This is a genomic window from Paenibacillus arenilitoris, assembly GCF_014705655.1.
Lineage (GTDB): Bacteria > Bacillota > Bacilli > Paenibacillales > Paenibacillaceae > Pristimantibacillus > Pristimantibacillus arenilitoris.
Genome location: NZ_JACXIY010000030.1, coordinates 24,864 through 51,331, shown reverse-complemented (window position 1 = coordinate 51,331; position 26,468 = coordinate 24,864). Strand labels below are relative to the sequence as shown.

General features: G+C 60.7%; 28 protein-coding genes. 26 read left to right on the top strand and 2 right to left on the bottom strand.

The window, feature by feature from the left end; genetic code table 11:
- The first annotated feature begins 45 nt into the window (after positions 1 to 45).
- The 20 genes from dapF to spoVM all read left to right on the top strand — a co-directional run bounded on the left by dapF (position 46) and on the right by spoVM (position 18,241).
- Positions 46 to 876 (top strand): diaminopimelate epimerase, encoded by an 831-nt coding sequence (dapF, locus tag IDH41_RS23005; protein ID WP_190865266.1) that lies wholly within the window; start codon positions 46 to 48, stop codon positions 874 to 876.
- 30 nt (positions 877 to 906) lie between these two features.
- Entirely contained in the window at positions 907 to 2,796 is a 1,890-nt protein-coding gene (locus tag IDH41_RS23000; protein ID WP_190865346.1) for a bifunctional homocysteine S-methyltransferase/methylenetetrahydrofolate reductase, read from the top strand.
- 305 nt (positions 2,797 to 3,101) lie between these two features.
- Entirely contained in the window at positions 3,102 to 3,362 is a 261-nt protein-coding gene (remA, locus tag IDH41_RS22995) for an extracellular matrix/biofilm regulator RemA (protein ID WP_005548256.1), read from the top strand.
- 13 nt (positions 3,363 to 3,375) lie between these two features.
- Entirely contained in the window at positions 3,376 to 3,993 is a 618-nt protein-coding gene (gmk, locus tag IDH41_RS22990) for a guanylate kinase (RefSeq protein ID WP_190865264.1), read from the top strand.
- Between the two features lie 16 nt (positions 3,994 to 4,009).
- A complete protein-coding gene (gene rpoZ / locus IDH41_RS22985; RefSeq protein WP_190865263.1) occupies positions 4,010 to 4,219 on the top strand; it encodes a DNA-directed RNA polymerase subunit omega in 210 nt (69 codons plus the stop codon).
- 196 nt (positions 4,220 to 4,415) lie between these two features.
- Positions 4,416 to 4,604, top strand: a complete 189-nt coding sequence (locus IDH41_RS22980; RefSeq protein WP_190865261.1) for a hypothetical protein — start codon at positions 4,416 to 4,418, stop codon at positions 4,602 to 4,604.
- A 58-nt stretch (positions 4,605 to 4,662) separates the two neighbouring features.
- Complete coding sequence (locus IDH41_RS22975; protein ID WP_190865259.1) at positions 4,663 to 4,851, top strand: hypothetical protein; 189 nt, start codon at positions 4,663 to 4,665, stop codon at positions 4,849 to 4,851.
- Between the two features lie 86 nt (positions 4,852 to 4,937).
- Positions 4,938 to 5,462 carry a YfiT family bacillithiol transferase gene (locus tag IDH41_RS22970; RefSeq protein ID WP_190865258.1) on the top strand — a complete coding sequence of 175 codons (525 nt, stop codon included), beginning with the start codon at positions 4,938 to 4,940 and terminating at the stop codon, positions 5,460 to 5,462.
- A 57-nt stretch (positions 5,463 to 5,519) separates the two neighbouring features.
- Positions 5,520 to 6,734: a bifunctional phosphopantothenoylcysteine decarboxylase/phosphopantothenate--cysteine ligase CoaBC gene (coaBC, locus tag IDH41_RS22965; RefSeq protein ID WP_190865256.1), complete on the top strand. Its 1,215-nt coding sequence runs from the start codon at positions 5,520 to 5,522 to the stop codon at positions 6,732 to 6,734.
- The gene (gene priA / locus IDH41_RS22960) at positions 6,731 to 9,223 is read left to right on the top strand and encodes a primosomal protein N' (RefSeq protein WP_190865255.1); all 2,493 of its coding nucleotides are present in this window, start codon (positions 6,731 to 6,733) and stop codon (positions 9,221 to 9,223) included. The genes coaBC and priA overlap by 4 nt, the downstream gene beginning before the upstream one ends.
- Before the next feature lie 41 nt (positions 9,224 to 9,264).
- The gene (def, locus tag IDH41_RS22955; RefSeq protein WP_190865253.1) at positions 9,265 to 9,750 is read left to right on the top strand and encodes a peptide deformylase; all 486 of its coding nucleotides are present in this window, start codon (positions 9,265 to 9,267) and stop codon (positions 9,748 to 9,750) included.
- 4 nt (positions 9,751 to 9,754) lie between these two features.
- On the top strand, positions 9,755 to 10,702 hold the full coding sequence (gene fmt, locus IDH41_RS22950) for a methionyl-tRNA formyltransferase (protein WP_190865251.1): 948 nt from the start codon (positions 9,755 to 9,757) through the stop codon (positions 10,700 to 10,702).
- Positions 10,699 to 12,153, top strand: a complete 1,455-nt coding sequence (gene rsmB, locus IDH41_RS22945) for a 16S rRNA (cytosine(967)-C(5))-methyltransferase RsmB (protein ID WP_190865250.1) — start codon at positions 10,699 to 10,701, stop codon at positions 12,151 to 12,153. Before fmt ends, rsmB begins: the two co-directional genes overlap by 4 nt.
- Positions 12,154 to 12,253: 100 nt before the next feature.
- Complete coding sequence (gene rlmN / locus IDH41_RS22940) at positions 12,254 to 13,300, top strand: 23S rRNA (adenine(2503)-C(2))-methyltransferase RlmN (protein WP_190865248.1); 1,047 nt, start codon at positions 12,254 to 12,256, stop codon at positions 13,298 to 13,300.
- A gap of 7 nt (positions 13,301 to 13,307) precedes the next feature.
- A complete protein-coding gene (locus tag IDH41_RS22935) occupies positions 13,308 to 14,072 on the top strand; it encodes a Stp1/IreP family PP2C-type Ser/Thr phosphatase (RefSeq protein WP_190865246.1) in 765 nt (254 codons plus the stop codon).
- A gap of 5 nt (positions 14,073 to 14,077) precedes the next feature.
- Positions 14,078 to 16,180, top strand: a complete 2,103-nt coding sequence (gene pknB, locus IDH41_RS22930; RefSeq protein WP_190865244.1) for a Stk1 family PASTA domain-containing Ser/Thr kinase — start codon at positions 14,078 to 14,080, stop codon at positions 16,178 to 16,180.
- Complete coding sequence (gene rsgA, locus IDH41_RS22925) at positions 16,143 to 17,105, top strand: ribosome small subunit-dependent GTPase A (protein WP_190865243.1); 963 nt, start codon at positions 16,143 to 16,145, stop codon at positions 17,103 to 17,105. Before pknB ends, rsgA begins: the two co-directional genes overlap by 38 nt.
- A gap of 5 nt (positions 17,106 to 17,110) precedes the next feature.
- On the top strand, positions 17,111 to 17,755 hold the full coding sequence (rpe, locus tag IDH41_RS22920; protein ID WP_190865241.1) for a ribulose-phosphate 3-epimerase: 645 nt from the start codon (positions 17,111 to 17,113) through the stop codon (positions 17,753 to 17,755).
- Between the two features lie 11 nt (positions 17,756 to 17,766).
- On the top strand, positions 17,767 to 18,039 hold the full coding sequence (locus tag IDH41_RS22915; protein WP_190865239.1) for a hypothetical protein: 273 nt from the start codon (positions 17,767 to 17,769) through the stop codon (positions 18,037 to 18,039).
- A gap of 121 nt (positions 18,040 to 18,160) precedes the next feature.
- Positions 18,161 to 18,241, top strand: a complete 81-nt coding sequence (spoVM, locus tag IDH41_RS22910; RefSeq protein ID WP_010345573.1) for a stage V sporulation protein SpoVM — start codon at positions 18,161 to 18,163, stop codon at positions 18,239 to 18,241.
- 96 nt (positions 18,242 to 18,337) lie between these two features.
- On the opposite strand, the gene rpmB is transcribed toward spoVM, so the two are convergent.
- Positions 18,338 to 18,526: a 50S ribosomal protein L28 gene (gene rpmB, locus IDH41_RS22905; protein WP_190865344.1), complete on the bottom strand. Its 189-nt coding sequence runs from the start codon at positions 18,524 to 18,526 to the stop codon at positions 18,338 to 18,340.
- A 293-nt stretch (positions 18,527 to 18,819) separates the two neighbouring features.
- On the opposite strand from rpmB, the gene IDH41_RS22900 reads away from it, so the two are divergent.
- From IDH41_RS22900 to IDH41_RS22880, 5 genes are all read left to right on the top strand, one after another.
- Complete coding sequence (locus IDH41_RS22900) at positions 18,820 to 19,179, top strand: Asp23/Gls24 family envelope stress response protein (RefSeq protein WP_190865237.1); 360 nt, start codon at positions 18,820 to 18,822, stop codon at positions 19,177 to 19,179.
- 56 nt (positions 19,180 to 19,235) lie between these two features.
- Positions 19,236 to 20,957 (top strand): DAK2 domain-containing protein, encoded by a 1,722-nt coding sequence (locus tag IDH41_RS22895; protein WP_190865342.1) that lies wholly within the window; start codon positions 19,236 to 19,238, stop codon positions 20,955 to 20,957.
- A 30-nt stretch (positions 20,958 to 20,987) separates the two neighbouring features.
- Positions 20,988 to 21,845: a DegV family protein gene (locus tag IDH41_RS22890; RefSeq protein WP_190865235.1), complete on the top strand. Its 858-nt coding sequence runs from the start codon at positions 20,988 to 20,990 to the stop codon at positions 21,843 to 21,845.
- A gap of 7 nt (positions 21,846 to 21,852) precedes the next feature.
- A complete protein-coding gene (gene recG, locus IDH41_RS22885; RefSeq protein WP_190865340.1) occupies positions 21,853 to 23,904 on the top strand; it encodes an ATP-dependent DNA helicase RecG in 2,052 nt (683 codons plus the stop codon).
- 75 nt (positions 23,905 to 23,979) lie between these two features.
- Positions 23,980 to 24,267, top strand: coding sequence for a stage VI sporulation protein F (locus IDH41_RS22880; protein ID WP_190865233.1), 288 nt, complete (start codon positions 23,980 to 23,982; stop codon positions 24,265 to 24,267).
- A 48-nt stretch (positions 24,268 to 24,315) separates the two neighbouring features.
- On the opposite strand, the gene IDH41_RS22875 is transcribed toward IDH41_RS22880, so the two are convergent.
- On the bottom strand, positions 24,316 to 25,011 hold the full coding sequence (locus IDH41_RS22875) for an SOS response-associated peptidase (protein ID WP_190865231.1): 696 nt from the start codon (positions 25,009 to 25,011) through the stop codon (positions 24,316 to 24,318).
- A 173-nt stretch (positions 25,012 to 25,184) separates the two neighbouring features.
- Between IDH41_RS22875 and IDH41_RS22870 the strand changes: the two genes are divergently transcribed.
- Complete coding sequence (locus tag IDH41_RS22870; protein WP_223829980.1) at positions 25,185 to 26,465, top strand: DUF2515 domain-containing protein; 1,281 nt, start codon at positions 25,185 to 25,187, stop codon at positions 26,463 to 26,465.
- The last annotated feature ends 3 nt before the right edge of the window (positions 26,466 to 26,468 follow it).

The window sequence follows — 26,468 nt, the reverse complement described above, 5'->3', positions numbered from 1 at the left end:
TACCTAATCATATACCGATTGATAGGGCAAGGAGAGAGCATTCCTATGAACTTTACGAAAATGAACGGCCTAGGCAACGACTTCATCGTAATCGCCGACGAGCGTCAGCTGCCGGACAACGTCGCGGAGCTGGCCGTCGAGCTGTGCAACCGCTATTTCGGAATCGGCGCCGACGGGTTGGTTTACATTTTGCCTTCGGAAATCGCGGATTTCCGCATGCGCATCATCAATTCCGACGGCTCCGAGGCGGAGCAGTGCGGCAACGCGATCCGCTGCGTCGCGAAATACGTCTACGACAACGGGTTGACCGATAAAGAAGAAATTACGATCGAAACGCTCGGCGCCGGCGCGCAGAAGGTGCAATTGACCGTCGCGGACGGCAAGGTCGCCACGGTTCGCGTCGACATGGGCGAGCCGATCCTGAACGGGCTGCAGGTGCCGACGACGATCGACGCCGAGCGCGTCATCGGGCATCCGATCGAGGTGGACGGCCGCGAGTTCCGTTTTACCGCCGTATCTATGGGCAACCCGCACTGCGTCATCTACGTCGACGACGCCGTGGGCTTCGATTTGAACGCATGGGGACCGAAGCTCGAAACGCATCCGCTCTTTCCCCGTAAAATAAACGTGGAGTTCGTCACCGTGAATTCCCGCACGCAGGCCGATATGCGCGTATGGGAGCGCGGAGCCGGCCCGACGCTCGCATGCGGCACGGGCGCTTGCGCAACCGTGGTCGCGTCCGTGCTGAACGGCGCTACGGAGCGGGCCGCCACCGTATCGCTCAAAGGCGGCGATTTGCTCATCGAGTGGAACGAGGCGGACAATCACGTATACATGACGGGTCCGGCCGCGGTATCCTTCCGCGGCACCTTGTAAGAACGACGGATGATGGGTGGTATGAATAACATGAAACCGGATTTGAGGGAAGCGCTTGGACAGCGTATCTTGACCGGGGACGGCGCGATGGGAACCTATCTGTACCAGATGGGGTTCCCTGTCGGCGTTTCTTACGAGGAATTCAATACGATCCGCCCCGGCGTGATCGAGGGCATTCATCGCAGCTACTACGAGGCGGGAGCCCGCGTCATCGAGACGAACACGTTCTCCGCCAACGCGGAGAAGCTCTCGAAGTACGGCCTGGAAGGGGAGATGGACGCGATCAACCGAGCCGGCGTCCGCGCCGCGCGCTCGGCGGTGGGCGCCGACGCCTACGTCGTAGGCGCGGTCGGCTCCATCCGGGACGGCAAACGGAGAAATTTGCGGACGGCGAAGGTTATCGAAGCGTACAAGAGTCAGATGCACGCGCTGCTGGACGAAGGCGTGGACGGGCTGCTGCTCGAAACGTTCTACGACCTGGACGAAATGCTGCTGGCGCTCCGGATCGCCCGCGCCGAATCCGACCTCCCGGTCATTTGCCAGTTCGCCGTGGAGGACGTCGGCCGGACGCAGGACGGGAACGGCCTTAAGGAAGCGTTCGACCGCTTGCAGGAGGAAGGGGCGGACGTCGTCGGCTTCAACTGCCGCAGCGGTCCGAACGGCATCCTTCGCGCGATCGACTCGATCGCCGGGCCCGTCGGGCTCCCGCTTTCCGTCTACCCGAATGCCGGGATACCGGACTATGTAGACGGCAAGTACGCCTACTCCGCGGGCCCGGAATATTTCGCCGAATCGGCGCGGCGCTTCGCCGACCGCGGCGCCCGGCTGATCGGCGGCTGCTGCGGCACGACCCCGGAGCATGTCGCGGCGATGGCCAAGGCGCTGGACGGATACGTACCGCAGCTCGGGCAAACGGCCAAGATCACCCATCAGGGGGAGATCATTTCGGTTCAAGTGACCAGACAGGCGAAGCCCGCTCAGGAATCGCCGCTGCCGCAGCGGCAGGCGGTTCGGGAGCCTTCGATCGTCGAACTGGTGCAGCAGAGGCATACCGTCATCGTCGAGCTCGATCCGCCGCGCGACCTCGACATCCGGAAGTTCATGGACGGCGCGGCCGCGCTCAAGGCGGCAAAGGCGGACGCGGTCACGATGGCCGACAACTCGCTCGCCGTTACCCGGATGAGCAATATTGCGCTTGCCGCGCTCTTGCAGGAGAAGGTCGGCATTCGGCCGCTCGTCCATATCGCTTGCCGCGACCGGAACCTGATCGGAACGCAGTCGCACATGATGGGGCTCGACGCGCTGGATATCGACCATGTGCTGGCCGTGACGGGAGATCCGGCCCGCTTCGGCGATTTGCCGGATTCCAGCTCGGTGTACGATTTGACCTCGTTCGAGATGATCCGCATGATCAAGCAGCTGAACGACGGAACGGCATTCTCGGGCAAGCCGCTGAAGCAGAAGGCGAAGTTCGTCGTCGGCGCCGCGTTTAACCCGAACGTCAAGCATTTGGACAAAGCCGTGCAGCGCCTCGAGAGGAAAATCAAGTCGGGAGCGGACTACATTATGACGCAGCCGGTGTACGACCCGGCGCTCATCGAGCGCGTCGCGGAGGCGACGAAGCATTTGTCCGTGCCGATGTTTATCGGCATTATGCCGCTGGCGAGCGGACGCAATGCCGAGTATTTGCATAACGAAGTGCCGGGCATTCAGCTCTCCGACGAGGTGCGCCGCCGGATGGCGGGACTTGAAGGTGAGGCGGGACGCGCAGAGGGCGTTCAGATCGCCAAGGAGCTGCTCGATGCCGCGATGCCGCATTTTAACGGCATTTATTTGATCACGCCGTTTATGTTCTACGACATGGGCGTGCAGCTAACGAATTACGTGTGGCAAAAGGCGAGGCGCATAGCAGCCGAATAAGGCGGATTTTCATAGGAAATCAGCATTTTTTGCTCGTTTTCGCGTTTTTCGCTTGTTCGTTTGCAAAAAATCAATTAAAATGAATCGTGGATACAGTTGCCATGCGGAATGCGACCTGCGCGGGACAGGCCGTCCTAGAGGTATAGGCCGCTGCCGGGGCAGGGCGTCCGCGTATGACGTATGCTCCTTGTTGTTTATGTCAACAATAGTGCAGTAGTTCTGTCTGTATTTGGCAGTTAAGCAGAGCCGGACGCAAACAGACCGGTCTATCGCACAGAAGGCCGCAGGCGGAGGAGGAACCAGGCTTGGCTATTAAACTCATTAATATCGGATTCGGTAATATTGTATCTGCAAATCGCATTATTTCAATCGTAAGCCCGGAATCGGCTCCGATCAAGCGGATTATTCAAGAGGCGCGCGACAGACATATGCTGATCGACGCGACATACGGCCGCCGCACGCGCGCCGTGATCATTACGGACAGCGATCATGTCATTCTATCAGCGGTGCAGCCGGAGACGGTGGCGCACCGGTTGTCCACGAAGGACGACGATAACGACGAATAGTACGGGGAGTATTATGGATAAGGGATTGTTAATCGTATTATCCGGTCCTTCCGGGGTCGGTAAGGGAACGGTCTGCTCGGTGCTTCGCGGCAAGATGCCGGACCTGGTTTATTCGGTCTCGGCGACGACCAGGCAGCCGCGCCAAGGCGAAGTGGAAGGCGTCAATTATTTTTTTAAGTCCAAAGAGCAGTTTCAGGACATGATCAAGCATGACGCCTTATTGGAGCATGCCGAATACGTCGGCAATTATTACGGCACGCCGCGCGAGTTCGTCGAACGGACTCTCGCGAGCGGCAAGGACGTCATTCTGGAGATCGAGGTCCAAGGCGCTTTGAAGGTGAAGCAGAAGTTTCCGGAAGGCATCTTCGTTTTCCTGCTTCCCCCTTCGCTCGACGAGCTGAAGCAGCGCATTACGGGACGGGGCACGGAATCGCTCGATACGATCAATAACCGGATGACGGTCGCCGTGGAGGAGATGAACCTGCTCCGCCATTACGATTACGCGGTGCTGAACGACGAGATCGATGCCGCCTGCGACCGCATCCGCAGCATCATTATTGCCGAGCACTGCCGCAGGGAGCGGTTCATCCCCTACGTAACGGGCATGGTGGCCGCAATCGAGAAAGCTTGAGTGAGGAGAATGTACGATGTTATATCCGTCCATTGACGAGATGGTAAAGAAGGTCGACAGTAAATATACGCTGGTCGTCGCGGCTTCGAGACGCGCGCGCATGCTTCGCAACGGAGACAAATCCGAGCTTCGCAATCCGCGCTCTCGTAAATTCGTAGGCGTTGCGCTTGAAGAAATTTACGGCGACATGCTGCAGGTCGAGAAGGTCGCTTCGAAAGAGGAGTAGCATTTTTTTTCATACATGCAGGGGAAGAAGGATTGCAGGCCGGCAACGGCCGCGCAGTCTTTTTTTTGTTAAGTTGGCCGAAGTCGCGCCTTGAGCGGCTACAAAAATCGGGGACGATTTGTTAAACTATTGAATCATCCGGTCGAAATTGCGCGGTGAAGGCCGCGCCGCATTCGTCCGCGGAAGGAGGGATCGAGTGGATCCGATTTTGTTTGTGTTCGCGATACTCGGGATCGTCATTTCGTTGCTGCTCCTATCGCTCGTCATAAGGGGCGCCATCGATTCGTCAGAGGCGACGAAGCAGATGAAAGCGCTTGTGGAGGAAGTCAGGCTGCTTAGGAAAGAAATTCAGGACAGCAAGCATATTATCGATAAACGCCTGTAGGCTTCGGGGATGGAGAGGAAGCCGCACGCACGAACGAACAAGCGGGAGGGATCCGGACGTGGCAAGCGAGGAAGAAATCAAGGACATGCAAGAGTCGCTGCGCAAGCTGCAGGCGCAGGTGGACGATTTGAGCACGGGGGCGAACCGGCGGAGGCCGGGATGGGTGAACTTTGCGATCGGCTTTATCGTCGTCTTCGTCGTTATGTTCATCGGTCTCGGCGTGTTCCAATTTATTAGCGCGCAATGAGGAGGGACAGTTAGATTTTGAAGGCCCGTATGGTATGATTAAGGGAGCGTACGAAGCTTGCGTGATCCAGAACAGGAGGGAACGGAATGGACAAATTGCGTTATCCGATTGGCAGATACTCGTATGAAGGGATGACCGTCAAGCAGAGGGAGCTGTGGATCGCCGACGTCGAGAATCTCCCCGCCCAGCTGAAGGCCGCATTGGCGGGACTCGACGAAGAGCAGCTCGATACGCCGTACCGCAGCGGCGGCTGGACCGTCAGGCAGGTCGTGCATCATATCGCGGATGCGGCGATGAACTGCTATTCGCGCTTCAAGCTTGCGCTCACGGAGTCTAATCCGACGATCAAGCCCTTCAATGAAGAGCGCTGGGCGGAGACGGCGGACAGTCTGCACGCTTCGACGGAACTAAGCGTTGCCATCATCGAAGGCATTTACGCGCGCTGGACGCTGCTGCTGCGTTCGATGCAGGCGTCCGATTTCGATAAAATGTTCTATCACCCGGAGAAGGGAAGCCAGATCGGCCTCGCTTATTTTCTAGGATTCGTCGCATGGCACGGCAAGCATCACGTCGCGCAGATCGCGAGCTTGCGGGAGCGGAAGGACTGGTGACCGAAAGCCGGCACTTAAGCATATAGGATAAGATTGATAGGCGATGGGAGATAAGGCATGCTAAAAGGGAAATCGATCATACTCGGCATTACGGGCGGGATCGCGGCCTACAAGGGCGCCGCGCTTTGCAGCAAGCTGACGCAGGCGGGCGCGAAAGTGAACGTGATCATGACGGAATCGGCAACCAAATTCATCACGCCGCTGACGTTGCAAACGTTGTCGCGCAATCCGGTATACGTCGATACGTTCGACGAGCGCGATCCGTCGGTCGTCTCGCATATCGATTTGGCGGATCACGCGGATTTGATCGTCGTCGCGCCGGCTACGGCGAACGTGCTGGCGAAGCTGGCGGGCGGCCATGCGGACGATATGCTCAGCACGACGCTGCTGGCGGCAACTTGTCCGATTCTGATCGCGCCCGCCATGAACGTACATATGTATGAGCATCCGGCCGTCGTCCGCAACATCGAGCTGCTCGCTTCGCGCGGCGCGATGTTCGTCGAGCCCGGCACGGGCCAGCTCGCCTGCGGCTACGTCGCCAAGGGCAGGCTCGCCGAGCCCGAAGAGATCGTTGCCGCGGTCGAAGCGTGGTTCGCAGTAAGCGGGCGGCTGCGCGGCAGGCGCGTGCTCGTAACCGCGGGCGGCACGATGGAGAGGCTGGATCCGGTAAGATACATCACGAACGATTCCTCCGGGAAGATGGGCTTTGCCATCGCCGAAGCGGCGCGCCTGATGGGCGCCGAGGTGACGGTGGTCGCCGGCCGGACGACGGCGGCGCCGCCGTCCGGCGTGGCGCTCGTAAAGGTCGAATCCGCGCAGCAGATGCTGGAGGCGGTAACGGAGCTGTATGACGAGATGGATATCGTCGTCAAAGCCGCGGCCGTCGCGGATTACCGGGCGGCCAGCATAAGCGGCACGAAGCTGAAGAAGGACGGGGAGCGGCTTACGCTTGCTCTCGAGCGGACGACGGACATACTGGAGACGCTCGGGAAGCGGAAGAAGCATCAGTTCCTGGTCGGCTTTGCGGCCGAGACGGAGCAGATCGAGCGGTACGCGATGGACAAGCTGCGGCGGAAACATTGCGACCTTATCGTCGCCAATGACGTCAGCGCGGACGGAGCGGGCTTTAACGGAGATACGAACATCGTTTCGGTTTACGGCGAGGAAGGGCTGATCGAAGCGATGCCCCTATTGTCCAAGCGCGAGACGGCCTCCCGCTTGCTGGAGCTTGTCGCGGAGCGGCTCCCGCAATTCGGGGGGAGCGGAGTATGATCGCCAAAGTCATTGTGGACGTGCCGAGCCGCCAGACGGATCGGCCGTTTGATTATGAAGTGCCCTCCTCGATGGAGGAATGGATCGAGGTGGGCAGCCGCGTCGGGGTGCCTTTCGGCAGTCGGGTGCTGCAAGGCTTCGTCACCCGGTTGACGGACGAGGCGGACATCGATCGGAGGAGGCTGAAGCCACTCTCGGAGCTGCTTGATCCGGTGCCGCCGCTCCTGCCCGACCTGATCGAGCTGGCGAAGTGGCTGAGCGAAAAGTATTGCTGCTCGTGGACGACCGCGCTTCAGGCGATGATCCCGACCGCGCTCAAGGGGAAAGCCGAGCGGCTCGTCGGCATACAGGACGACCAGGCGGCCGTGCTGGCGCTTCCCCCGGAGCTGGCTGAATGGATCGGGACGAGCGGGAAATTCGTCAAGCTGGAGACGCTGCTAAGCAAGTACCCGGAGCACGCGAGGGCGGTGAAGGCGGCGCTTCGGGACGGCGTGCTCGCGGAGCGGACGTCGATCCGCGACAGACTCGCCATCCGCAAGGTGCTGACCGTGTTCGTGCCGGAGGACGAGTCGGCGGCGCGGGAGGCGCTCGCGAAGCTGCCGGCGCGGGCGGCGAAGCAGCGCGAGGTGCTGGGCTTCATGCTGGAGCACGGCGGCCCGCTGCCGCTGCAGGAGTTGATCGCGGCGACGGGAAGCTCCGCGCCCAGCGTGCGGTCTCTCGCGGAGAAGGGTCTGCTCGATCTCCGCGAAGTGGAACAGCGTCGCGATCCGTATGCCGATCGGGCTTTCGAGCGAACGGAGCCGCTGCCCCTCACGGAGGGGCAGCGGGAGGTGTACGCCCGCATCGCGCGGGCGATCGGCGCGGGCGAGCCGCAGACGATGCTGCTGCACGGCGTTACCGGGAGCGGCAAGACGGAAGTGTATTTGCAATCGATCCAATATTGCTTGGAGCGCGGGAAGCAGGCGATCGTGCTCGTGCCTGAAATCTCTCTTACCCCGCAAATGGTCGAGCGATTCAAGGGGCGCTTCGGCGACGCGGTCGCCGTCCTGCACAGCAGGCTGTCGAGCGGCGAGCGCTACGACGAGTGGCGCAAAATCCGGGATCGGCAGGTGCAGGTGGCGATCGGCGCCCGCTCGGCCATATTCGCGCCGTTCGAGCGAATCGGGCTGATCATCATCGACGAAGAGCACGAGTCGTCCTACAAGCAGGAGGAAAGCCCGAAATATCATGCGCGCGACGTCGCCGTCCGCCGGGCGAAGCAGCATGGCGCGGCGGTCGTGCTCGGATCGGCTACGCCTTCGCTCGAAACGTATGCCGCGGCGAGCCGTCCAGCGCCGGCCAGCGAGCAGAGCCGCGAGCCGGCGCTGCTGCCGATGCCGGACCGGGTAGGCGGCAGGCCGATGCCGCCCGTCACGGTCGTCGACATGCGCGAGGAGCTGAAGGACGGGAACCGCTCGATGTTCAGCAGACTGCTGCATCGCTCGCTGGCCGAGCGGCTGGAGCGGGGCGAGCAGTCGGTGCTGCTGCTCAACCGGCGCGGTTATTCGACCTTCGTCATGTGCCGCTCCTGCGGCTATACGGCAACGTGTCCGCATTGCGATATTTCGCTGACCTATCATCAGAAGTCGAGGGCGCTCCGCTGCCATTACTGCGGACATGCCGAGCAGGCGCCCGCCGCTTGCCCTTCCTGCCAGAGCGAGCATATCCGCTATTTCGGCACCGGCACGCAGCGGGTCGAGGAGGAGCTCGCGAAGCTATTCCCCGGCATCCGGGTCATCCGGATGGACGTGGACACGACGACGGAGAAGAACGCGCACGAGAAGCTGCTGAAGCAGTTCGGCGACCGCAAGGCGGACGTGCTGCTCGGCACGCAGATGGTAGCAAAAGGGCTTGATTTTCCATATGTTACGTTAGTAGGCGTCATCGCGGCGGACACCTCGCTCAACCTGCCCGATTTCCGGGCCGCCGAGCGGACGTTCCAGCTGCTTACGCAAGTCGCGGGGCGGGCGGGCAGACATCATTTGCCCGGCGAAGTCGTCGTTCAGACCTACGCGCCGGAGCACTATGCGATCGTGACCGCCAAGAAGCACGATTATGCCTCGTTCGTAGCCGAGGAGCTGCGCCACCGAGGCGCCATGGGCTACCCGCCGTATTGCCGGCTGATCCTCGTCACGATGTCGCACGAGCAGCTGCCGCTTCTCTCGACGGTGAGCGAGCGGTTCTCGGCCGGGCTGCGGGAGCTCGCCGAGCACGAAGGCGTCCTGCTTCCGCTCGGCAGCGGCTTCGGCCGGGCGATGGAGGTGCTCGGGCCCGTCGCTTCGCCGATCGCAAGAATGAAAGATCGCTACCGTTTTCAATGTGTGATAAAATATCGTGGAAACCTCGATGCGTCTGCGCTCGTCCGCAAGGCGCTCGAGCCGTTCGCGGACGGCCCGCCCCAGCGGCAGGTGCAGTTCAGCGTCGACGTGGATCCGCAAGTCATACTATAAATGTCATTACGATTTTAATGCAGGCAAAGGATGGGAATACAATGAGTATCCGACTAATCGTGAAAGACCCCGATCCGGTATTGCGGGAAGTGGCGAAGGAAGTCACCAAATTCAATGCCAATTTGCAAAAGCTGCTGAAGGATATGGCCGAAACGATGTACGATGCCGACGGCGTCGGGCTCGCCGCCCCTCAGATCGGCATTTCGAAGCGCGTCATCGTCGTCGACGTCGGCGACGAGCGAGGCTTGATCGAAATGGTCAATCCGGTCATCGTGGAGCAGGAGGGCGAACAGCTCGGTCCGGAGGGCTGCCTGAGCATCCCGAACCTGAACGGCGACGTGCTGCGCGCCGACCGCATCGTCGTGAAGGGCCAAGACAGTTCCGGACAGTTTTTCACGGTCGAGGCGAGCGGTTTTCTCGCGCGCGCGTTCCAGCACGAGGTCGATCATTTGAACGGCATTCTGTTCACCGATCTGGCGGAGAACGTGTACGACATTACGGAAAGACCGAGAAAAGGCGGCGAATAGCTTCATGCGTATCGTATTTATGGGAACGCCGGCATTTGCCGTTCCCTCTCTCAACCTTCTCATCGAGCAAAATTACAATGTTGTCGCTGTCGTGACGCAGCCGGACCGGCCGAAGGGCCGCAAAAAAACGTTGACGCCGCCGCCTGTAAAGGAAGCGGCGTTGTCGCTTGGGCTGCCCGTGCTCCAACCCGAGCGCATGCGAAGCGCTGACGCGGTCGCCGCGCTCGCCGAGCTGCGGCCGGATTTGATCGTAACGGCCGCTTACGGGCAAATATTGCCGAAGGCGGTGCTGGATCTGCCTCGCCTCGGCTGCATTAACGTTCACGGCTCCCTGCTGCCGAGATACCGCGGCGGCGCCCCGATCCAGCGTTCGATCATGAACGGCGAAGACGTGACCGGCGTCACGATCATGTACATGGCGGAGGGGCTTGATACGGGCGATATGATCAGCGCGGTCGAGGTTCCGATCACCGATGAGGATACGGCGGGCACGATGTTCGACAAGCTGAGCGCCGCCGGCGCGGAGCTGCTCGGCCGCACGCTGCCCGCCCTCATCGCGGGCGAGGCGAAGGCGGTGCCCCAGCCGAACGAACTCGCGACCTACGCACCGAATTTGACGCGCGACGACGAAAAGATTGATTGGGACCGATCCGCGCGGGCGATCTTCAACCAAGTGCGCGGCTTGTCGCCGATGGCCGGCGCGTTCACTTACCTGAACGGCGAAGTGTTCAAAGTATGGTCCTGCGTACCCGCCGAAGGTTCGGCCGCGCCGAAGGCGCCGGGTACCGTGCTCGCCGCGGGCGGCGACGGCATTCGGGTGCAGACCGGCGAGGGCGTCCTCGTGCTGAAGGAGATCCAGCCGGCGGGCAAGAAGGCGATGAACGCGGCCGAATGGCTCAAAGGCGCGCGGCTTGAAGCGGGTACGGTGCTGGGCAACGGAGGTGCCGTATGACGGCTGGCGGTCCGAAGCGGCCGCGCGGCGGCGCGAAGCCGGGAGGCCGTGTCGGCCAGATGCGGCAGCAGGCGCCTGGCAAATCGAAGTCGCCGCGCGAGCTGGCGATGGATACGCTGACGAAGGTGGCGGAGACGGGCGCCTACAGCAACCTGCAGCTGAATCGCGCGCTTCAGGAAGCGGGACTTCAGCGGGCCGACGCGGGACTCGCAACCGAGCTCGTATACGGCACGATCCAGCGGCAGGCGACGCTGGACCATTGGCTTGGCCGGTTCGTCTCGAAAGGATTACATAAGCTAGAGCCGTGGGTGCTCCAGCTGCTGCGCCTAAGCGCTTACCAGCTGCTGTTCCTGGACCGGATCCCGCCGCACGCGGCCGTGAACGAGGCGGTAACGATCGCGAAGAAACGGGGCCACGCGGGCATTGCCGGCATGGTGAACGGCGTGCTGCGCAGCGTGAACCGGGAGCGGGCCGGTCTTAGCATTCCGGCCATCTCGCACGAGGATCCGATCGTTCAAATCGCGCTCAGGCACTCTTATCCCGAGTGGCTGGTGAGACGATGGGCGGAAGCGTACGGGGCGGAGACGGCCGAGGCGATATGCGAGGCCGGCAACGAGCCGCCGAAGGCGAGCATCCGGACGAACGCGCTGAGGCTTGGCCGGGAAGCGCTGCTTGAGCGATTGCGCTTGGCCGGCTGCGACGCCGAGGCGTCGGCGGTCGCTCCGGCGGGCATTATCGTAAGCCGCGGCGGCAACCTGGCCGAGGCGGACGGCTTCCGCGACGGGCTATGGTCGATGCAGGACGAGAGCTCGATGCTCGTTGCCGAAGTCGTGGCGCCGGCGTCCGGCATGCAGGTGCTCGATTGCTGCGCGGCTCCGGGCGGCAAGAGCACGCACCTGGGCGAACTGATGGGCGGCAAGGGCAAAGTGTGGGCGAACGACGTCCATCCGCATAAGAGGGAGCTGATCGCAGCCCAGACGGAGCGGCTGGGGCTGCGGAACGTCGAGGCGATAACCGGTGACGCGGCGGCGTTAGGCGAGAGATTCAAGCCGGAATCGATGGACGCCGTATTGCTCGACGCGCCATGCTCGGGCTTCGGCGTCATCCGCCGCAAGCCGGAAATCAAATGGAACAAAACCGCGGGCGACGTTGCGGAGATCGCGGCGTTGCAGCGGCGGCTGCTGGAAGCGGCATGCGTCCTCGTCCGGACGGGCGGAACGCTCGTATACAGCACCTGCACGATCGAGCGGGAGGAGAACGAGGCGCAGGTGGCCCGGTTTTTGGCCGAGCATCCCGAGTTCGAGCTGAGCGCCGATTGGCCGGAGGAAATCGTGGAGAAGCTTAAAGGCGCGGGAGCGTTAGGCGAGTGCTTCGACGGCCAGGCGCAGCTGCTGCCGCAGCATTTCGGCAGCGACGGCTTCTACATCGCCCGCATGGTAAGGCGCCGGTAGCGGGGCTTATGGCTCGCGATGGTCGTTTGTGGTAAAATAAATCGATGGCGGCGCATAGAATGACAGATGCCGCCTTACTTTAAGGTACAGGTGTGATGAAATGAAACCATGTATATACGACTATACGCTCGAGCAGCTCCAAGAGTGGATGAAGGAGAACGGCGAGCCGGTCTTCCGCGGCGGGCAGCTGTTCGACTGGCTCTACGTGAAGCGCGTGAAGAGCTTCGAGGATATGTCCAACCTGCCGAAATCGCTCCGCGAGAAGCTGGATGAGCATTATTCCATCCTGACGCTGAACGAGATTACGAGATTCGAATCCAAGGACGGCACGGTCAAGTTTTTGTTCGGCCTCCACGACTCGCACGCGATCGAAACCGTCATTATGCGCCACAATTACGGCAACAGCATCTGCGTAACGACGCAGGTCGGCTGCCGGATCGGCTGCACGTTTTGCGCGTCGACGCTCGGCGGGCTGAAGCGGAATTTGACGGCGGGCGAGATCGTCGCCCAGGTCGTTACCGCGCAGCAAATGCTGGACGCGACGGGCGAGCGCGTATCGAGCATCGTCATTATGGGCTCCGGCGAGCCGTTCGAGAACTACGACGCGACGATGACCTTCCTTCGCCTGATGATTCACGAGAAGGGGCTGAACATCGGCCAGCGCCATATTACCGTATCGACAAGCGGCATCGTTCCGAGCATGTACAAATTCGCGGACGAGAATACGCAAATCAACCTGGCGCTGTCGATCCACGCGCCGAACGACGCGCTCCGCTCGAAGCTGATGCCGGTCAACCGCCGGTTCCCGTTCGAGGACGTCATGGCGGCTTGCCGCCATTACATCGCGAAGACGGGACGCCGAATCACGTTCGAATACGCCTTGATCGGAGGCGTGAACGACCGTCCTGAGCACGCGCAGGAGCTGGCGGAGGTGCTGCAGGGCATGCTTTGCCACGTCAATCTCATTCCGGTCAATCACGTGCCGGAGCGCAATTACGTGCGTACGCCGCGCGAGGATATTTTCGAATTCCAGCGGGTGCTGGAGCGGGGCAAAATCAGCGTGACCATCCGCAGGGAGCAAGGGCACGACATCGCGGCGGCCTGCGGTCAATTGAGGGCGAAACATATGGAGTCCACGGCGAGGTGATGACGGATTGATAACGGCAAACCGAACGGATATCGGATTGGGGCGTCACGTCAACGAAGACCAATCTTGGATCGGCCAGCTTGACAACGGGGTGACGCTCGCCATCGTCGCGGACGGCATGGGCGGCCATCAAGCGGGCGACGTGGCCAGCCGCATGGCGGTGGACGCTTTCCGCAGCATGCTGGAGCAGAGCGCGGCGAAGGCGGACTTGTCGCTGCAGGAGGGCAAGATGCTTATCCGGCAGGCGATTTCGCAGGCGAACGAAGCCGTGTACGAGCTCGCTTCTCGCAACGAGCTCTACCATAATATGGGCACGACGATCGTGGCCGCGTTGGTGAAGCAGGACAATGCCATCATCGGGCATGTCGGCGACAGCCGGGCTTATAAAATCGCGGAGGGCGTCATTACGCAGCTGACCGACGATCATACGCTTGTGAACGAACTGTTCAAGTCCGGGCAGCTCAGCGCGGAGGAAGCGGCCCACCACCCGCGGCGCAACGTCATTACCCGCGCCGTCGGGACGGACGCGCATGTCGACGTGGACGTCCTGTCGGTCGACTGGTCGCCGCGGGACGTGCTGCTGCTGTGCAGCGACGGCCTGTCCAATATGGTCACCGAACAGCAGATGCTGGAGACGGTCGCATCGGAGACGCTGGAGCCGGAAGCGAAGGCCGATCATCTTATTCAGCTAGCCCTGGATGCCGGCGGGGACGACAATATTACGGTCGTGCTCCTGCAGGAAGAGGCGGCCGGCACGGATCGGGAGGTGTGACGGATATGATCGGACACGATTTGGGCGGACGCTACGAAATACTGACGCGAATCGGCGGCGGGGGAATGGCGCTTGTCTACAAAGCGCATGACGTGCTGCTTAACCGGAACGTCGCGGTCAAGGTGCTGCGTCAGCAATTCGTCAACGACGAGGAATTTATCCGCCGCTTTCGCCGGGAAGCGCAGTCGGCGGCCGCGCTGTCTCATCCGAACGTCGTCAGCATCTACGACGTAGGACAAGAGGACGATACGCATTATATCGTGATGGAGTACGTTGAAGGCCATAATTTAAATGAAATCATACAGGAGCGCGCGCCGCTCCAGGCCGACGAAGCGGTTCGCATAGCCATGCAAATCGCCGACGCGCTGGACCACGCGCACCAAAATCATATTATCCATCGCGACATTAAGCCGCATAACATTCTGATCGGCAAGAACGGGCGCGTCAAGGTAACCGATTTCGGCATCGCCCGCGCGGTAACCTCGTCTACGATTACGCAAACCGGCTCGGTTATCGGCTCGGTCCATTATTTCTCGCCGGAGCACGCCAAGGGGATCAATACCGGGGAAAAGTCGGATTTGTATTCGCTCGGCATCGTCCTTTACCAGATGCTCACGGGGAAGCTGCCGTTTCTCGGCGAGAGCCCGATCAGCGTCGCGCTCAAGCATTTGCAGGAAAACTTCGAGGAGCCTCGCGTCGTGAATCCTCATATTCCGCAAAGCGTAGAGAACATCATTCTTAAGGCGATGCGCAAAAACATGAACGAGCGCTACCATTCCGCCCACGAAATGCAGGCGGATTTGGACGGCTGCCTTCGACCGGATCGGATAAACGAACCGAAAATTACGTTTAACGCCGTTAACGACATGGAAGAGACACGCGTCATGCCGGCTATCCGGGGCGATGTCCGGCAGGAGACTTCTCCCGTTCCGGAACGCGCCGAGCAGGCCGTCGTATCCGGCGCGGCGGCCGAGGAGGAGGAAGACGGTCCGAAGCCGCGCGCGAATGGCGGCTGGAAGAAGCCGCTGACCGTCGTCGGCGTTACGCTTGTGTTGCTGGCTCTTATTATTTGGGGCTTCATCTGGCTGCTGGGCAAGCTTGACGTCGCCGAGGTGGAAGTGCCTTCCGTCGTCGGCAAGCCGGAGGCCGAAGCTCGACAGATGATCGAGGCGGCCGGGCTTAAGGTACAGGATCCGGTCACCCGCGAGCATAACAAGGAAATCCCGAAGGATCAGGTTATCAGCCAGACGAAGTCGAACATGCGGGTGAAGGAAGGCTCGCTCATCGAGCTGACGGTCAGCGACGGCCCGGAGCTGGAGGAGCTGAAGGATTACGTCGGGAAGACGCTGCAATCGGCGATCGACGAGCTTGGCGCCCTCGGCATAACGGAGAAGCAAATTACCGTCGATCCGGTATTCAGCGAGAAGGAGCCGGACACGATTCTGCAGCAGACGCCGAACGGGGGCGAGGAATTCAACCCGGAATCGTTCGAGATCACGTTCATGGTCAGCAAAGGGCGGGAAACGGTTCCGATGCCGAACCTGATCGGCACGAGCCTCACCGAGGCGAAGGATTTGATCAAAGCCAACGAGCTCGTGCTCGAGGACGCCGATATTTTGTACGAACCAAGCTACCTGCATCAGAAGGATTTCGTCATTAGCCAGGATCCTTACAATCCGAACGATAAAGTGGCCAAAGGGGCGAAAATCTCGCTCCGGGTCAGCTCGGGGCCGCCGGCCGACGCGAAGGAGCATCAGTTCAATATCGTCATCTCTCCCGCGGAAGCAGGCAAAACGAGCGAGGTCCGGATCGTCTATACGGATGCGCGCGGAGACGATATCGAGTGGGGCAAAAGGCAAATTACAGGCACGCAAACCTTCCCCGTAACGGTGGTCGTCGCGCCGGAATCGGAGGCAAGCGTCGTCGTATACCGCGACAACCAGTTCATCGATCGAAAAACCATAACTTACGATGAGCTTGCGCAAGGCTCGGACTCATCCACCGTGACCATACCGGGGGATGACGCGCCGCCTGACGGGGAACAGACACAAGCGGAGGTTGACGATAGCGATGAGGAAACAGACGAAGAACAGCAGCAGCAGCAGTAGCAGCGGCGCCGAAAAGCTCAGAGGGACGATCGTCAAGGCGCTGAGCGGCTATTATTACGTGAAGCCCGAGCATGCCGCCCCAGACGCGGCGACGATTCAATGCCGCGCCCGTGGCATCTTCAAGAAAAGAGGCATCTCTCCGCTCGTCGGCGACGAGGTGACGTTCAGTCTGACGGAGAACGGGGAAGGAACGGTCGAGGAGATTTTGCCCCGCTCCTCGGAGCTGATCCGTCCGCCGGTCGCGAACATCGATCTGGCGATCCTCGTCTTCTCGGTGACGGAGCCGGCGCTTAACCTGCAGCTTCTCGATAAGTTTCTCGTCCATATCGAGCACGCCGGCATTCCGGCGGTGCTCTGCCTCAGCAAGCGGGATTTGGAGAAGGAAGGGATGGAGACGGAGGAGGCGCAGGCTGCGGCCGCCTCCGTTACTCGTATATATCGGCCTCTCGGATACGAGGTGTACGGGACGAGCTCCCGCCTCGGCGAAGGGATCGAACCGCTGCAGGAAAGGCTGGCCGGCCATCTGGCCGTATTCGCGGGCCAGTCCGGCGTAGGCAAGTCCTCGCTGCTCAACGCGATCGTGCCGGGCCTTACGCTCGAAACGAACGAAATCAGCAACCGGCTCGGACGGGGCAAGCATACGACCCGGCACGTCGAGCTGATCGAGATCGGCGGCGGGCTGGTGGCGGACACGCCGGGCTTCAGCCAGCTTGACTTCGCGGAGCTGGGCATCGAGGACTTGGCATACGGATTCGTCGAAATGCGCGAGCTCTCGCCCGACTGCAAGTTCAGGGGCTGCACGCATGTGCATGAGCCGGGCTGCGCCGTCCTCGCGGCGCTGGAAGCCGGCAAGCTGGAGCAAAGCCGATACGACCATTACATCTTGTTCCTGGCGGAATTGAAAGAGAAAAAACGGAGGTACTAACCATTATGACGATTATCGCGCCTTCCATATTATCGGCGGATTTTGCCCGGCTGGGGGAAGAGATTAAGGCGGTGGACGCGGCCGGAGCGGATTGGATCCATATTGACGTCATGGATGGCCGCTTCGTGCCGAACCTGACGTTCGGACCGCCGGTCATCGCCGCCGTGCGGCCGGCGACCCGGCTGCCTTTCGACGTTCATTTGATGATCGAGCGGCCTGAGGTGTCGCTGGACGATTACATCGCGGCCGGAGCCGACCGGATCACGGTTCACGCCGAGGCTTGCGTGCATTTGCACCGAACCGTGCATTACATCAAGGAAAAAGGGCTTCCTGCCGGGGTAGCGATCAATCCGGCGACGCCTGTCTCGGCGCTCGAGCCGATCTTGCACGATCTGGACCTCGTCCTCATTATGACGGTCAATCCGGGCTTCGGCGGCCAGAAGTTTATTCCGTACTCGCTGGATAAGCTGCGCCAGCTGCGCGGCATGCTCGCCGCCCGGGGACTGACCGGCGTGCATGTGCAGGTGGACGGCGGCGTCAACCCGGCTACCGCCGGATCGATCCGCGAAGCCGGCGCCGATGTGCTCGTGGCGGGCAACGCCGTATTCGCCGAGAAGGACCGGGCCGCGGCGATCGCCGCGCTGCGGTAGGGGAGAATCGGATGAACGAGAAGGTAAAAACGACGCTCTGGGTGCTCGGCTATACGTTTCTGGCGGGGACGCTGCTTGCCGTCTTTTCGGTGCTTACCGAAATTTATAAGTATATTTTCTCTCTGCTCGCCATATACATAGGGATTCGGTTTTTTCGCAGATTCGAGACGCTCGGCCTTCGAATTACGTTTTTCGTGCTTGGCATCTTCTTCTATTTTCTAGTCGCGGTCATCTTCGCGATGGTTGCGTTCATAAGGGATAATCCGCTCCCGGCGGCGGGATAATAGGCGCCTCGCGGCGCGCTCGCGATGGAATAGGACGAACCGGCAACGCATAGGATGGTTACATAAGCGAAGGTTCTTGCCACGGTTCAATTCGATGAGCGTGTCTGAGGAGGGATGAGGCATGAAATTTTACACGATAAAGCTCCCGAAGTTTTTGGGCGGGTTCGTTAAAGCGATCTTGAACACCTTTCAAAAAAATTAGACCCGCTGCCGGAAGCCTCCCTGCGGCAGCGGGTCGTGAACGATGAAAAAAAGCACCTGAGCGCTCAGGTGCTTTTGTCTATGGCTGAAGCCATCATTATACGCGGGTAACTTTACCGGATTTCAGTGCGCGCGCGCTGACATAAACCCGTTTCGGCTTACCGTCAACCAGGATGCGGACCTTCTGCACGTTTACGCCCCATGCACGACGAGTTTTGTTGTTAGCGTGGGATACGTTGTTACCTTTGCCAGGCGCTTTGCCTGTAAGAAAACATTTGCGGGACATGACTACACCTCCTTTAAGTATTGCTGAAGCAGCTTCGGTTTCCATATGCATCGGCTTCATTATGCGTGAGGAAAACTTCATTCATTAGCGAAATAGCAAATAAACACACTTGAATATCGTATCACAAACATCGATACTGTTCAACCTAAATATACGGGCATTCAAGTTTCTTAGTAGGCGAAATTCGCGATTTTTCGCGGAATAACTGGATTTTGCGAACGGACTTCTATAAAGGTGACGTTTATAGTACAATGGTACATAGTCCATAATATACAGTAAGGGAGTGTTTTTCCATGCCTCTGCAGCTAAGCACCGAACTAGGTTCCATTCATATCACAGACCATTGCATAGCCGTTCTTGCCGGCTCTGCAGCCATGGATTGTTATGGACTCGTCGGAATGGCTTCCCGAAAACAGCTGAAGGACGGAATCGCCGAGCTGCTCGGCCGTGACAATTTCACCCGCGGCGTAGAAGTCAGGCGGGATAACGAGAAACTGCATATCGACCTGTACATCATCGTAAGCTATGGAACCAAAATTTCCGAAGTGGCGCATAACATTCAATCGAAGGTGAAATATGTGCTGAATGACGTAATCGGTCTACAAGTGGAAGAAGTCCATATATTCGTGCAAGACGTCAGGGTATCCAAGTAGCAGGGAGGGAATTTTCGTTGAGCAAGCGCTTTATAAACGGATCTGATTTTGCCGCAATGGCACTGCTGGGCGCGGATTATTTGCAGCGCAACGCGGAGCGCGTCAACGCTTTGAACGTATTTCCGGTGCCGGACGGCGACACGGGAACCAACATGAATTTAACGATGTCCTCCGGCGTCCGCGAGCTTCGCAGCAAGCCATCCGCCCATCTCGGCAAGGCGGCAGAAGCATTATCCAAAGGACTGCTGATGGGGGCGAGGGGCAATTCCGGCGTAATTTTGTCGCAGCTGTTCCGCGGCTTCTCCAAATCGCTGGCCGGCCTCGAGGAAGCGGGTGCGGCCCAAGTCGCGGCGGCGCTGCAGCACGGCGTCGACCTTGCCTACAAAGCAGTCGTTAAGCCGGTGGAAGGAACGATCCTTACCGTTGCGAAGGAAGCGGCCAAGCATGCCGTGCAGTATGCGCGCCGCAAGAACGACGTAGCCGAATTGATGCGGGAGGTCCACCGGAAGGCGGAGGAAGCGCTTCAGCGCACGCCGGATTTATTGCCCGTGCTGAAGCAGGTCGGCGTCGTCGATTCCGGCGGACAAGGTCTCGTATTCATATACGAGGGCTTCGCGAACAGCTTGTCCGGCAGCGAGAGCGACGGCTATTCGGCCTCGCATGCCTTGTCTTCCGAAGCTGCGCCGCCCGAGGAAGTGGCCGTGCCGGCGGCGGGCCGGCCGCAGGAGACGGTTTCCGCGCAATCGCGCTTATCGACGGAAGCGATCGAATTTTTATACGATATGGAATTTTTTATCAATCGTAAGCTCGGAGGCGCAAAGCCGGTGTTTTTTAATGAATCCGCTTACAAGAAGGCGCTTGAGAAAGACGGCGATTCGATTCTGGTCATCGCCGAGGAGGATGTCATCAAGGTTCATGTACATTCGCGCAAGCCGGGGGACGTGCTTAATTTGTCGCTCCCGTACGGCGAGCTGAACGACATACGCATTCTGAACATGCGCGAGCAGCATCGCGAGCTGCTGGGGCACGAGGCGGAAGCCGGCGGCCCGGCCGACTACTCCGCGGCGGAGCTGCTGGCCGGCTCCGTTCCGGCGACGCCTCCCGGACAAGTATTCGAACGCGCGCCGTTCGGCATAATCGCCGTTGCGATGGGCGAGGGCATTGCGGACATTTTTCTCGGGAACGACGTCGATACCGTCCTATCGGGCGGGCAGACGATGAATCCGAGCACGGAAGACTTCGTCAAGGCGATCGAGTCGCTTTCCGCGGAGCATATTTATATCCTCCCGAATAACGGAAACATTATTTTGGCGGCGGAACAGGCCGCCGAGCTTAGCGAGCGGAGCGTCACGGTCATCCCGACGCGGACCGTGCCGCAAGGACTGGCGGCGGTTCTGGCCTTCAAGGAGGAGGAGTCGGCCGAGCGCAATGCGGCGTGGATGAAGAGCGCGGCCGAGCAGGTCGTCTCCGGACAAGTGACGAAAGCGGTCAGGGATACGTCCATTGAAGGCGTCACGATCCGCGAGGGCGATTTTATCGGCATTAAGGAGAAGACGATCGTCGTATCGGAGCCGAGCCTTACCGGGGCTTGCAAAGGGCTGATCGGCAGCATGCTGGAGGAAGGCGGCGATCTGCTGACCGTCCTGACCGGAGAAGGCGCGGATTCGGCCGAAACGGCCGAAATTTGCGAGTGGGTCGCGGAGCAATACCCGGAGCTTGAGCTTGAGGTGCAGAAGGGCGGACAGCCGCTGTATCCGTATATATTCGCGTTGGAATAAAATGATCGTAACCAGGTTGGAGGGGATTGTATGGCGGGGAAGGTCCGAATCGTAACAGACAGCGCGGCTGACATTCCGGCGGAGGTTCGAGAGCGGCTGGGCATTTCGGTCGTGCCGTGCAAGGTGATCTTTGGGGAAGAAACATATTTGGATACGGTGACAATCGAGATCGAGCAGTTCTACGAGAAGCTTGCCCAGTCGCCGTCGCTTCCGACCACGTCGCAGCCTTCGCCGATGGATTTCTCGGACGTTTATCAGCGGCTGCTGGCCGAAGACGCCAACGCACCGATCTTGTCGATTCATTTGTCTGCGGCGCTCAGCGGCACGTATCAATCCGCGGTTATCGCCCAATCGATGATCGAGGAGAAAGCGGACATTACGGTCATCGATTCCAAGTCGGCTTCGTACGGGTACGGACGCCGCGTCGTCAGGGCGGCCGAGATGGCGCAGGCGGGCGAAGCGGTCGAGCGGATCATCGAGGAAGTCGAACGGCTGGAGAAGAACACGGAGCTGTACTTTCTCGTCGAGTCGCTGGATTACTTGCAGAAGGGCGGCCGGATCGGCAAGGCGTCGGCTTTTATCGGCTCCATCTTAAACATTAAGCCGATTCTGTCGCTCGATCCGGAAGGCGTCGTACAGGCGGTGGATAAGGTGCGCGGCTCCAAGAAGGCGATGCAGCGAATCGTGGATTTGCTGGCGCAAAGCTTCGGAGACGAGCCCGTGCATGCCACGATGGCGTGGTCGTACCATAAGGAGACGGCCGAGGAGCTCGGCGAGTTGATCAAAAGCCGCTTCAACGTGCAAAGCATGGACAAGGCGAGAATCGGATCGACGATCGGCACGCATACGGGGCCCGGCACGTCGGCCGTGTTCATGCACAGGTTGTGATCGCATGATGCAGCTGGATCAAATTTCCGTTCGGCAAATCAAAGGCGTGAGCGCTCCGAAGGAACAAGAGCTTCACGCCTTTGGCGTGCGCAGCGTCGCCGATTTGCTCGATTATTTTCCGTTCCGGTACGAGGATTACCGCATCCGCGAGCTGGCGGACGCGAAGGACGGCGAGAAGGTAACGGTGCTCGGCATCGTCCGCGGCGTGCCGGTGCTGCAGCGCTACGGCCGCAGCAAGTCAAGGCTGACCTGCAAGGTGGAGGTAGGGCAGTGGCTGGTTACGGCCGTGTGGTTCAACCGTCACTTTCTGCAGGACCAGCTTACGGTCAACCGGGAAGTGATGCTTACCGGCAAGTGGGAGCAGCGACGGCTGCAAATGACGGTGTCCGAATCCGAGTTCCCGGACAGCGCCCGATCCGCCAAATCGGGTACGCTGCAGCCGGTCTATTCCGTAAGCGGAAGCATGACGCAGGCCTGGATCCGGAAAACGATTCGCCAAGCGCTCGCGCAGTACGGGACGATGATCGAGGAGCTTCTTCCTCACGAGCTCGTGGAGCGGCACGATCTGATGGCAAGACGAGACGCGGTGCAGCGAATCCATCTGCCTGACGACGCGTCGGAAGGACAAGCCGCCCGCAGGAGGCTCGTGTACGAAGAGCTGTTTCTGTTTCAATTGAAGCTTCAGGCCTACCGCGCGCTTAACCGCAAGCGGACGGACGGCATCGCGCACCGGATCGAAAGCGAGACGATCCGGGAGTTCGCGGCGACGCTGCCGTTCGAGCTGACGGACGGGCAGAAGAAGGTCGTCAATGAGATTTTGACGGATATGCGCAGGCCATCCTGCATGAACCGGCTGCTGCAGGGCGATGTCGGCTCCGGCAAGACGGTCGTCGCGGCCATTGCGCTCTACGGGGCGGTGAAGGCCGGACATCAGGGGGCGCTCATGGTGCCGACCGAAATTTTGGCCGAGCAGCATATGCGGTCGCTTCAGCGCCTGTTCGCGGATATGGGCGTTGAAGTCGCTTTGCTTACGGGAAGCTTGACCGAGCGGAAGCGGCGCGACGCGCTAGCCGGCCTTCAAATGGGCATTATCGACATCGCGGTCGGCACGCACGCGCTTATCCAGGAGGACGTATTCTTCCGCAGCCTGGGGCTCGTCGTCGTCGACGAGCAGCACCGCTTCGGCGTGAACCAGAGAAGCATCCTCCGCCGCAAAGGGATGAACCCCGACGTGCTTACGATGACGGCGACGCCGATTCCGCGGACGATGGCGATTACGGCGTTCGGCGACATGGACGTCTCGACGATCCGCGAGCGTCCGCACGGGCGCAAGCCGATCAAGACGTACTGGGTGAAGCACGGGATGATGGAGCGCGTGCTCGCGTTTATCCGCAAGGAGGTAACCAAAGGACGCCAGGCGTACATCATCTGCCCCTTGATCGAAGAATCGGAGAAGCTGGACGTCCAGAATGCCATCGACCTGTACGTGCAGACCCAGCAGTCGTTCCCCGATCTTCGGATCGGACTGCTGCACGGGCGGATGACGGCTGCGGAGAAGGACGGCGCCATGGGCGCCTTCGGCTCGAATGAGACCCAGGTGCTGGTCGCGACGACCGTCGTCGAGGTTGGCGTCGACGTACCGAACGCGACGCTTATCATTATTATGGATGCTGAGCGGTTTGGCTTGTCGCAGCTTCATCAGCTGCGCGGCCGGGTAGGCCGGGGAGAGCATCAATCGCACTGCATTCTGGTGGCCGATCCGAAGTCGGAGACCGGGCGAGAGCGGATGAAGGTCATGACGGAAACGGATGACGGCTTTGAGGTATCCAGACGAGACCTCGAAATTCGAGGCCCGGGCGATTTCTTCGGGACGAAGCAGAGCGGGCTGCCGGAATTCCGGCTGGCGGACATGGTCGCGGATTACGAGCTGCTGGAAACCGCGCGCGAGGATGCCGCCGAGCTGACGGAGAGGGAGGATTTCTGGAGCGACGCCTCCTATGCGAGAGTCCGCGGCGTGCTGCAGAAGGATTCTTATTTTCAAGGGGAACAGCTCGACTAGGCAATATTCGCCACCATCCGGCATATGCTTTAACGATTGACTTGGATTCGATTGCCGGATGGAGGTGTCGGGGTAGTGAGCTACCAAAAGTACGGCATTCGGCCGCAGCTGGTCGAACGCGTCAAATTTAAAATGAAAAATCCCGCAGTGAAGGACCGGATTCGCGACTTGCTCGGAAATGTGACGAAATATGATCTGCAGGACCGGCCGAAGGTGAGAAGGCTCGTGAAATCGGCCGCCGTCGTCCTGCAGGAGCAGCTTACGGACACGCAGGAGGAGCAGATCGTCAACTTCGTGCTCGCGCAAAAAATCGATCCGAACAACACGTTTCATCTGTTGAAGCTGTGGGGAATGTTTCGCTGACCGCTTTCGGTCGGCGATTTTTTTTTGCCCGCGGCGGCAGAGTCCGGCCTACCAAAGCTCCAGCTGCTCGTCCGCCGCATAAGGCTCGACGAGCGAGGCGTCGTCGTTCTTGACGCTGCCGACGGCGGGAGACACGGGATAGGCTTCGAGCTCGCTGGCGTCGTAAGGCCGCAGCAGCGGCTGCAGGACGCCGATGTCCGTCACCTTGCGATCCAGCCACAGCGGCTCGTCCTCGGGCTTTAAGATGACCGGCATGCGGTCATGGATCGGCGCGACGAGAGCGTTCGGCGTCGTCGTCAGAATGGTGCAGCTGTTGATTTTGGCGCCGTCCGGGGCGATCCACGTCTCGAACAGCCCCGCCATGCTGAACAAGGAACGGCTCTTCAGCACGATGCGCATCGGCTGCTTGCCGCGGGCCGTCGTCTTCCACTCATAGAAGCCGTCCGCCGGGATGAGGCAGCGCTTGCGGCGCAGCGGCGCTCCGTAGGCCGGCTTGTCCGCCGCCGTCTCCGAGCGCGCGTTGATCATTTGAAAGCCGATCTTCGGGTCCTCGGCCCACGGCGGTACAAGTCCCCACTTCAGCTCGCCCAGCCGGTTGCTCTGCCCGTCGTTCACGACGGCGAGCACCTGCTGGCTCGGCGCCACGTTGTATTTCGGCCGGTGGAACGGGATCATCGTCTCCCCGATCATATATCGGACCATCAGCTCCTCGAGCGTGACGGTAATCGTATATCTTCCGCACATAAGTCTCTCTCGCCTCCTGTCTTGCCGCTAGTCTCTATTATACAACGCCTGGCCGACGGGCGCATATGCTGCTACTACGGTATGGCCGGGCGGCTCGCGGCGGATACTGGTAACGAGAACGTCCCGAGCGGCCGTGCCTTCGCCGCGCGGGACGATGATAAGGAGCGTTGACGATGGACGACAAGAATGGTGCGCGCGCGGCCCGCCGCTCGCTCGGCGATTGGCTGGCGCAGCTGTTCGCGCTGCCCGGGGCGGCATTCGACTATGCGGTCGGCAAGTGGAACGCCATGAGCGCATCGCACGAGATGGCGGAGGAGGCCGTACCGCTGCGGCTTTCCCAGGCTTCGGCCGCGAAGCTCGCCGCGGCTTGGACGAAGCTCGGCGGCAGCGCCTCCGTCCCTTTAAGCGGGGAGGAGCTCGTACTCGCCGGGCGTCTGCGCGAGGAGACCGCCGCGGCGAACCGGAATAACGTGACGCGTACCGAGGCGTATCGGCAGGTATACTTCCGCACCCCCGAGCTTCACTGGGCGCTGCTTGCGCATACGGTATCGCGCAACGGCGGGTGGAACATGACGGACCTGCAGGGGGAATGGCTGCCGCGGCTGCTCCGCAGCGACCAGCGCGAGGACGTATTCCTCTTCCTGGAGCGGGCCAACGCCTATATATTCCAGGACGCGTATCCGCAGCTTCTTCTCTACGAACGGAGCAAGCGGCTAGGGCGGAGCTTATTCCACCTGCTGCCGGCGCTCGGCGTCTCGGCGTTCATGCAGCCGGTCTGGCGGCTGTTCTGGCGGGACCGCGATCCGGTGCCGCTCACGGTCGCGCTCATCGTCAACGAGCAGCATTATATCGAGGAGCGCGTCGTGCAGCATTCGTACTTTCGCGATAAGGTGCTTCATACGTTGTTCTTCGGGCTGCAATCGCTGCTTCAGTTGAACGGCGTAATCATGCCGTACGGAGCGGGGCGGGGCCAAGGCGCCGGAGGGAGCCCGCTGCGCCTGGCCGGGCTTATTATGGAGCGGTTCGAGCGGCTGGAGGAGCGGATCGAGTTCGGGAAGCGGCTGTATGCGGTGCTGTTCGGCATTCCGCGCGTCCGCGAAGGCGTCTGCCGGTTCGCCGCCGCCGCCCCGCATACGGGCTCGCGGGCGGATTACGCGCCGGACTTGTTCGCGCGGGTGCGCCGCCTGCCGCCCGGGCGCCCTTACGCGGAACGGCTTCTTGGCGGCCGCCTGAAGCCCGGCGCGGAGCCGCTCTACAGCCCGGAGCTCGGGGCCGCATGGAGCGACCGGCCCTTCCCGGCGCCGGAGCCGGGCGATTGGTTCCGGTCGGCGGAGGGCGTGGCGCCCTACTTCCGGAAGCTGCCGCTTCCGCGCCAGTTTGAAATCACGAACGAATACGGGCTCATGCTGAACAAGATCGAGCTGGCGGTGCTTGCCGCGCAGCGGCGCGATTGAGGC

Excerpts from the sequence above, each read along its gene's own strand:
- IDH41_RS23000 (WP_190865346.1), top strand. The coding sequence starts at position 907 with ATGAAACCGGATTTGAGGGAAGCGCTTGGACAGCGTATCTTGACCGGG.
- gmk (WP_190865264.1), top strand. The coding sequence starts at position 3,376 with ATGGATAAGGGATTGTTAATCGTATTATCCGGTCCTTCCGGGGTCGGT.
- spoVM (WP_010345573.1), top strand. The coding sequence starts at position 18,161 with ATGAAATTTTACACGATAAAGCTCCCGAAGTTTTTGGGCGGGTTCGTT.
- IDH41_RS22970 (WP_190865258.1), top strand. The coding sequence starts at position 4,938 with ATGGACAAATTGCGTTATCCGATTGGCAGATACTCGTATGAAGGGATG.
- recG (WP_190865340.1), top strand. The coding sequence starts at position 21,853 with ATGCAGCTGGATCAAATTTCCGTTCGGCAAATCAAAGGCGTGAGCGCT.
- rpoZ (WP_190865263.1), top strand. The coding sequence starts at position 4,010 with ATGTTATATCCGTCCATTGACGAGATGGTAAAGAAGGTCGACAGTAAA.
- dapF (WP_190865266.1), top strand. The coding sequence starts at position 46 with ATGAACTTTACGAAAATGAACGGCCTAGGCAACGACTTCATCGTAATC.
- rsmB (WP_190865250.1), top strand. The coding sequence starts at position 10,699 with ATGACGGCTGGCGGTCCGAAGCGGCCGCGCGGCGGCGCGAAGCCGGGA.
- priA (WP_190865255.1), top strand. The coding sequence starts at position 6,731 with ATGATCGCCAAAGTCATTGTGGACGTGCCGAGCCGCCAGACGGATCGG.
- def (WP_190865253.1), top strand. The coding sequence starts at position 9,265 with ATGAGTATCCGACTAATCGTGAAAGACCCCGATCCGGTATTGCGGGAA.
- IDH41_RS22900 (WP_190865237.1), top strand. The coding sequence starts at position 18,820 with ATGCCTCTGCAGCTAAGCACCGAACTAGGTTCCATTCATATCACAGAC.
- IDH41_RS22890 (WP_190865235.1), top strand. The coding sequence starts at position 20,988 with ATGGCGGGGAAGGTCCGAATCGTAACAGACAGCGCGGCTGACATTCCG.
- IDH41_RS22895 (WP_190865342.1), top strand. The coding sequence starts at position 19,236 with ATGGCACTGCTGGGCGCGGATTATTTGCAGCGCAACGCGGAGCGCGTC.
- fmt (WP_190865251.1), top strand. The coding sequence starts at position 9,755 with ATGCGTATCGTATTTATGGGAACGCCGGCATTTGCCGTTCCCTCTCTC.
- rpe (WP_190865241.1), top strand. The coding sequence starts at position 17,111 with ATGACGATTATCGCGCCTTCCATATTATCGGCGGATTTTGCCCGGCTG.
- rsgA (WP_190865243.1), top strand. The coding sequence starts at position 16,143 with ATGAGGAAACAGACGAAGAACAGCAGCAGCAGCAGTAGCAGCGGCGCC.
- rlmN (WP_190865248.1), top strand. The coding sequence starts at position 12,254 with ATGAAACCATGTATATACGACTATACGCTCGAGCAGCTCCAAGAGTGG.
- IDH41_RS22870 (WP_223829980.1), top strand. The coding sequence starts at position 25,185 with ATGGACGACAAGAATGGTGCGCGCGCGGCCCGCCGCTCGCTCGGCGAT.
- rpmB (WP_190865344.1), bottom strand. The coding sequence starts at position 18,526 with ATGTCCCGCAAATGTTTTCTTACAGGCAAAGCGCCTGGCAAAGGTAAC.
- pknB (WP_190865244.1), top strand. The coding sequence starts at position 14,078 with ATGATCGGACACGATTTGGGCGGACGCTACGAAATACTGACGCGAATC.
- coaBC (WP_190865256.1), top strand. The coding sequence starts at position 5,520 with ATGCTAAAAGGGAAATCGATCATACTCGGCATTACGGGCGGGATCGCG.
- IDH41_RS22915 (WP_190865239.1), top strand. The coding sequence starts at position 17,767 with ATGAACGAGAAGGTAAAAACGACGCTCTGGGTGCTCGGCTATACGTTT.
- IDH41_RS22875 (WP_190865231.1), bottom strand. The coding sequence starts at position 25,011 with ATGTGCGGAAGATATACGATTACCGTCACGCTCGAGGAGCTGATGGTC.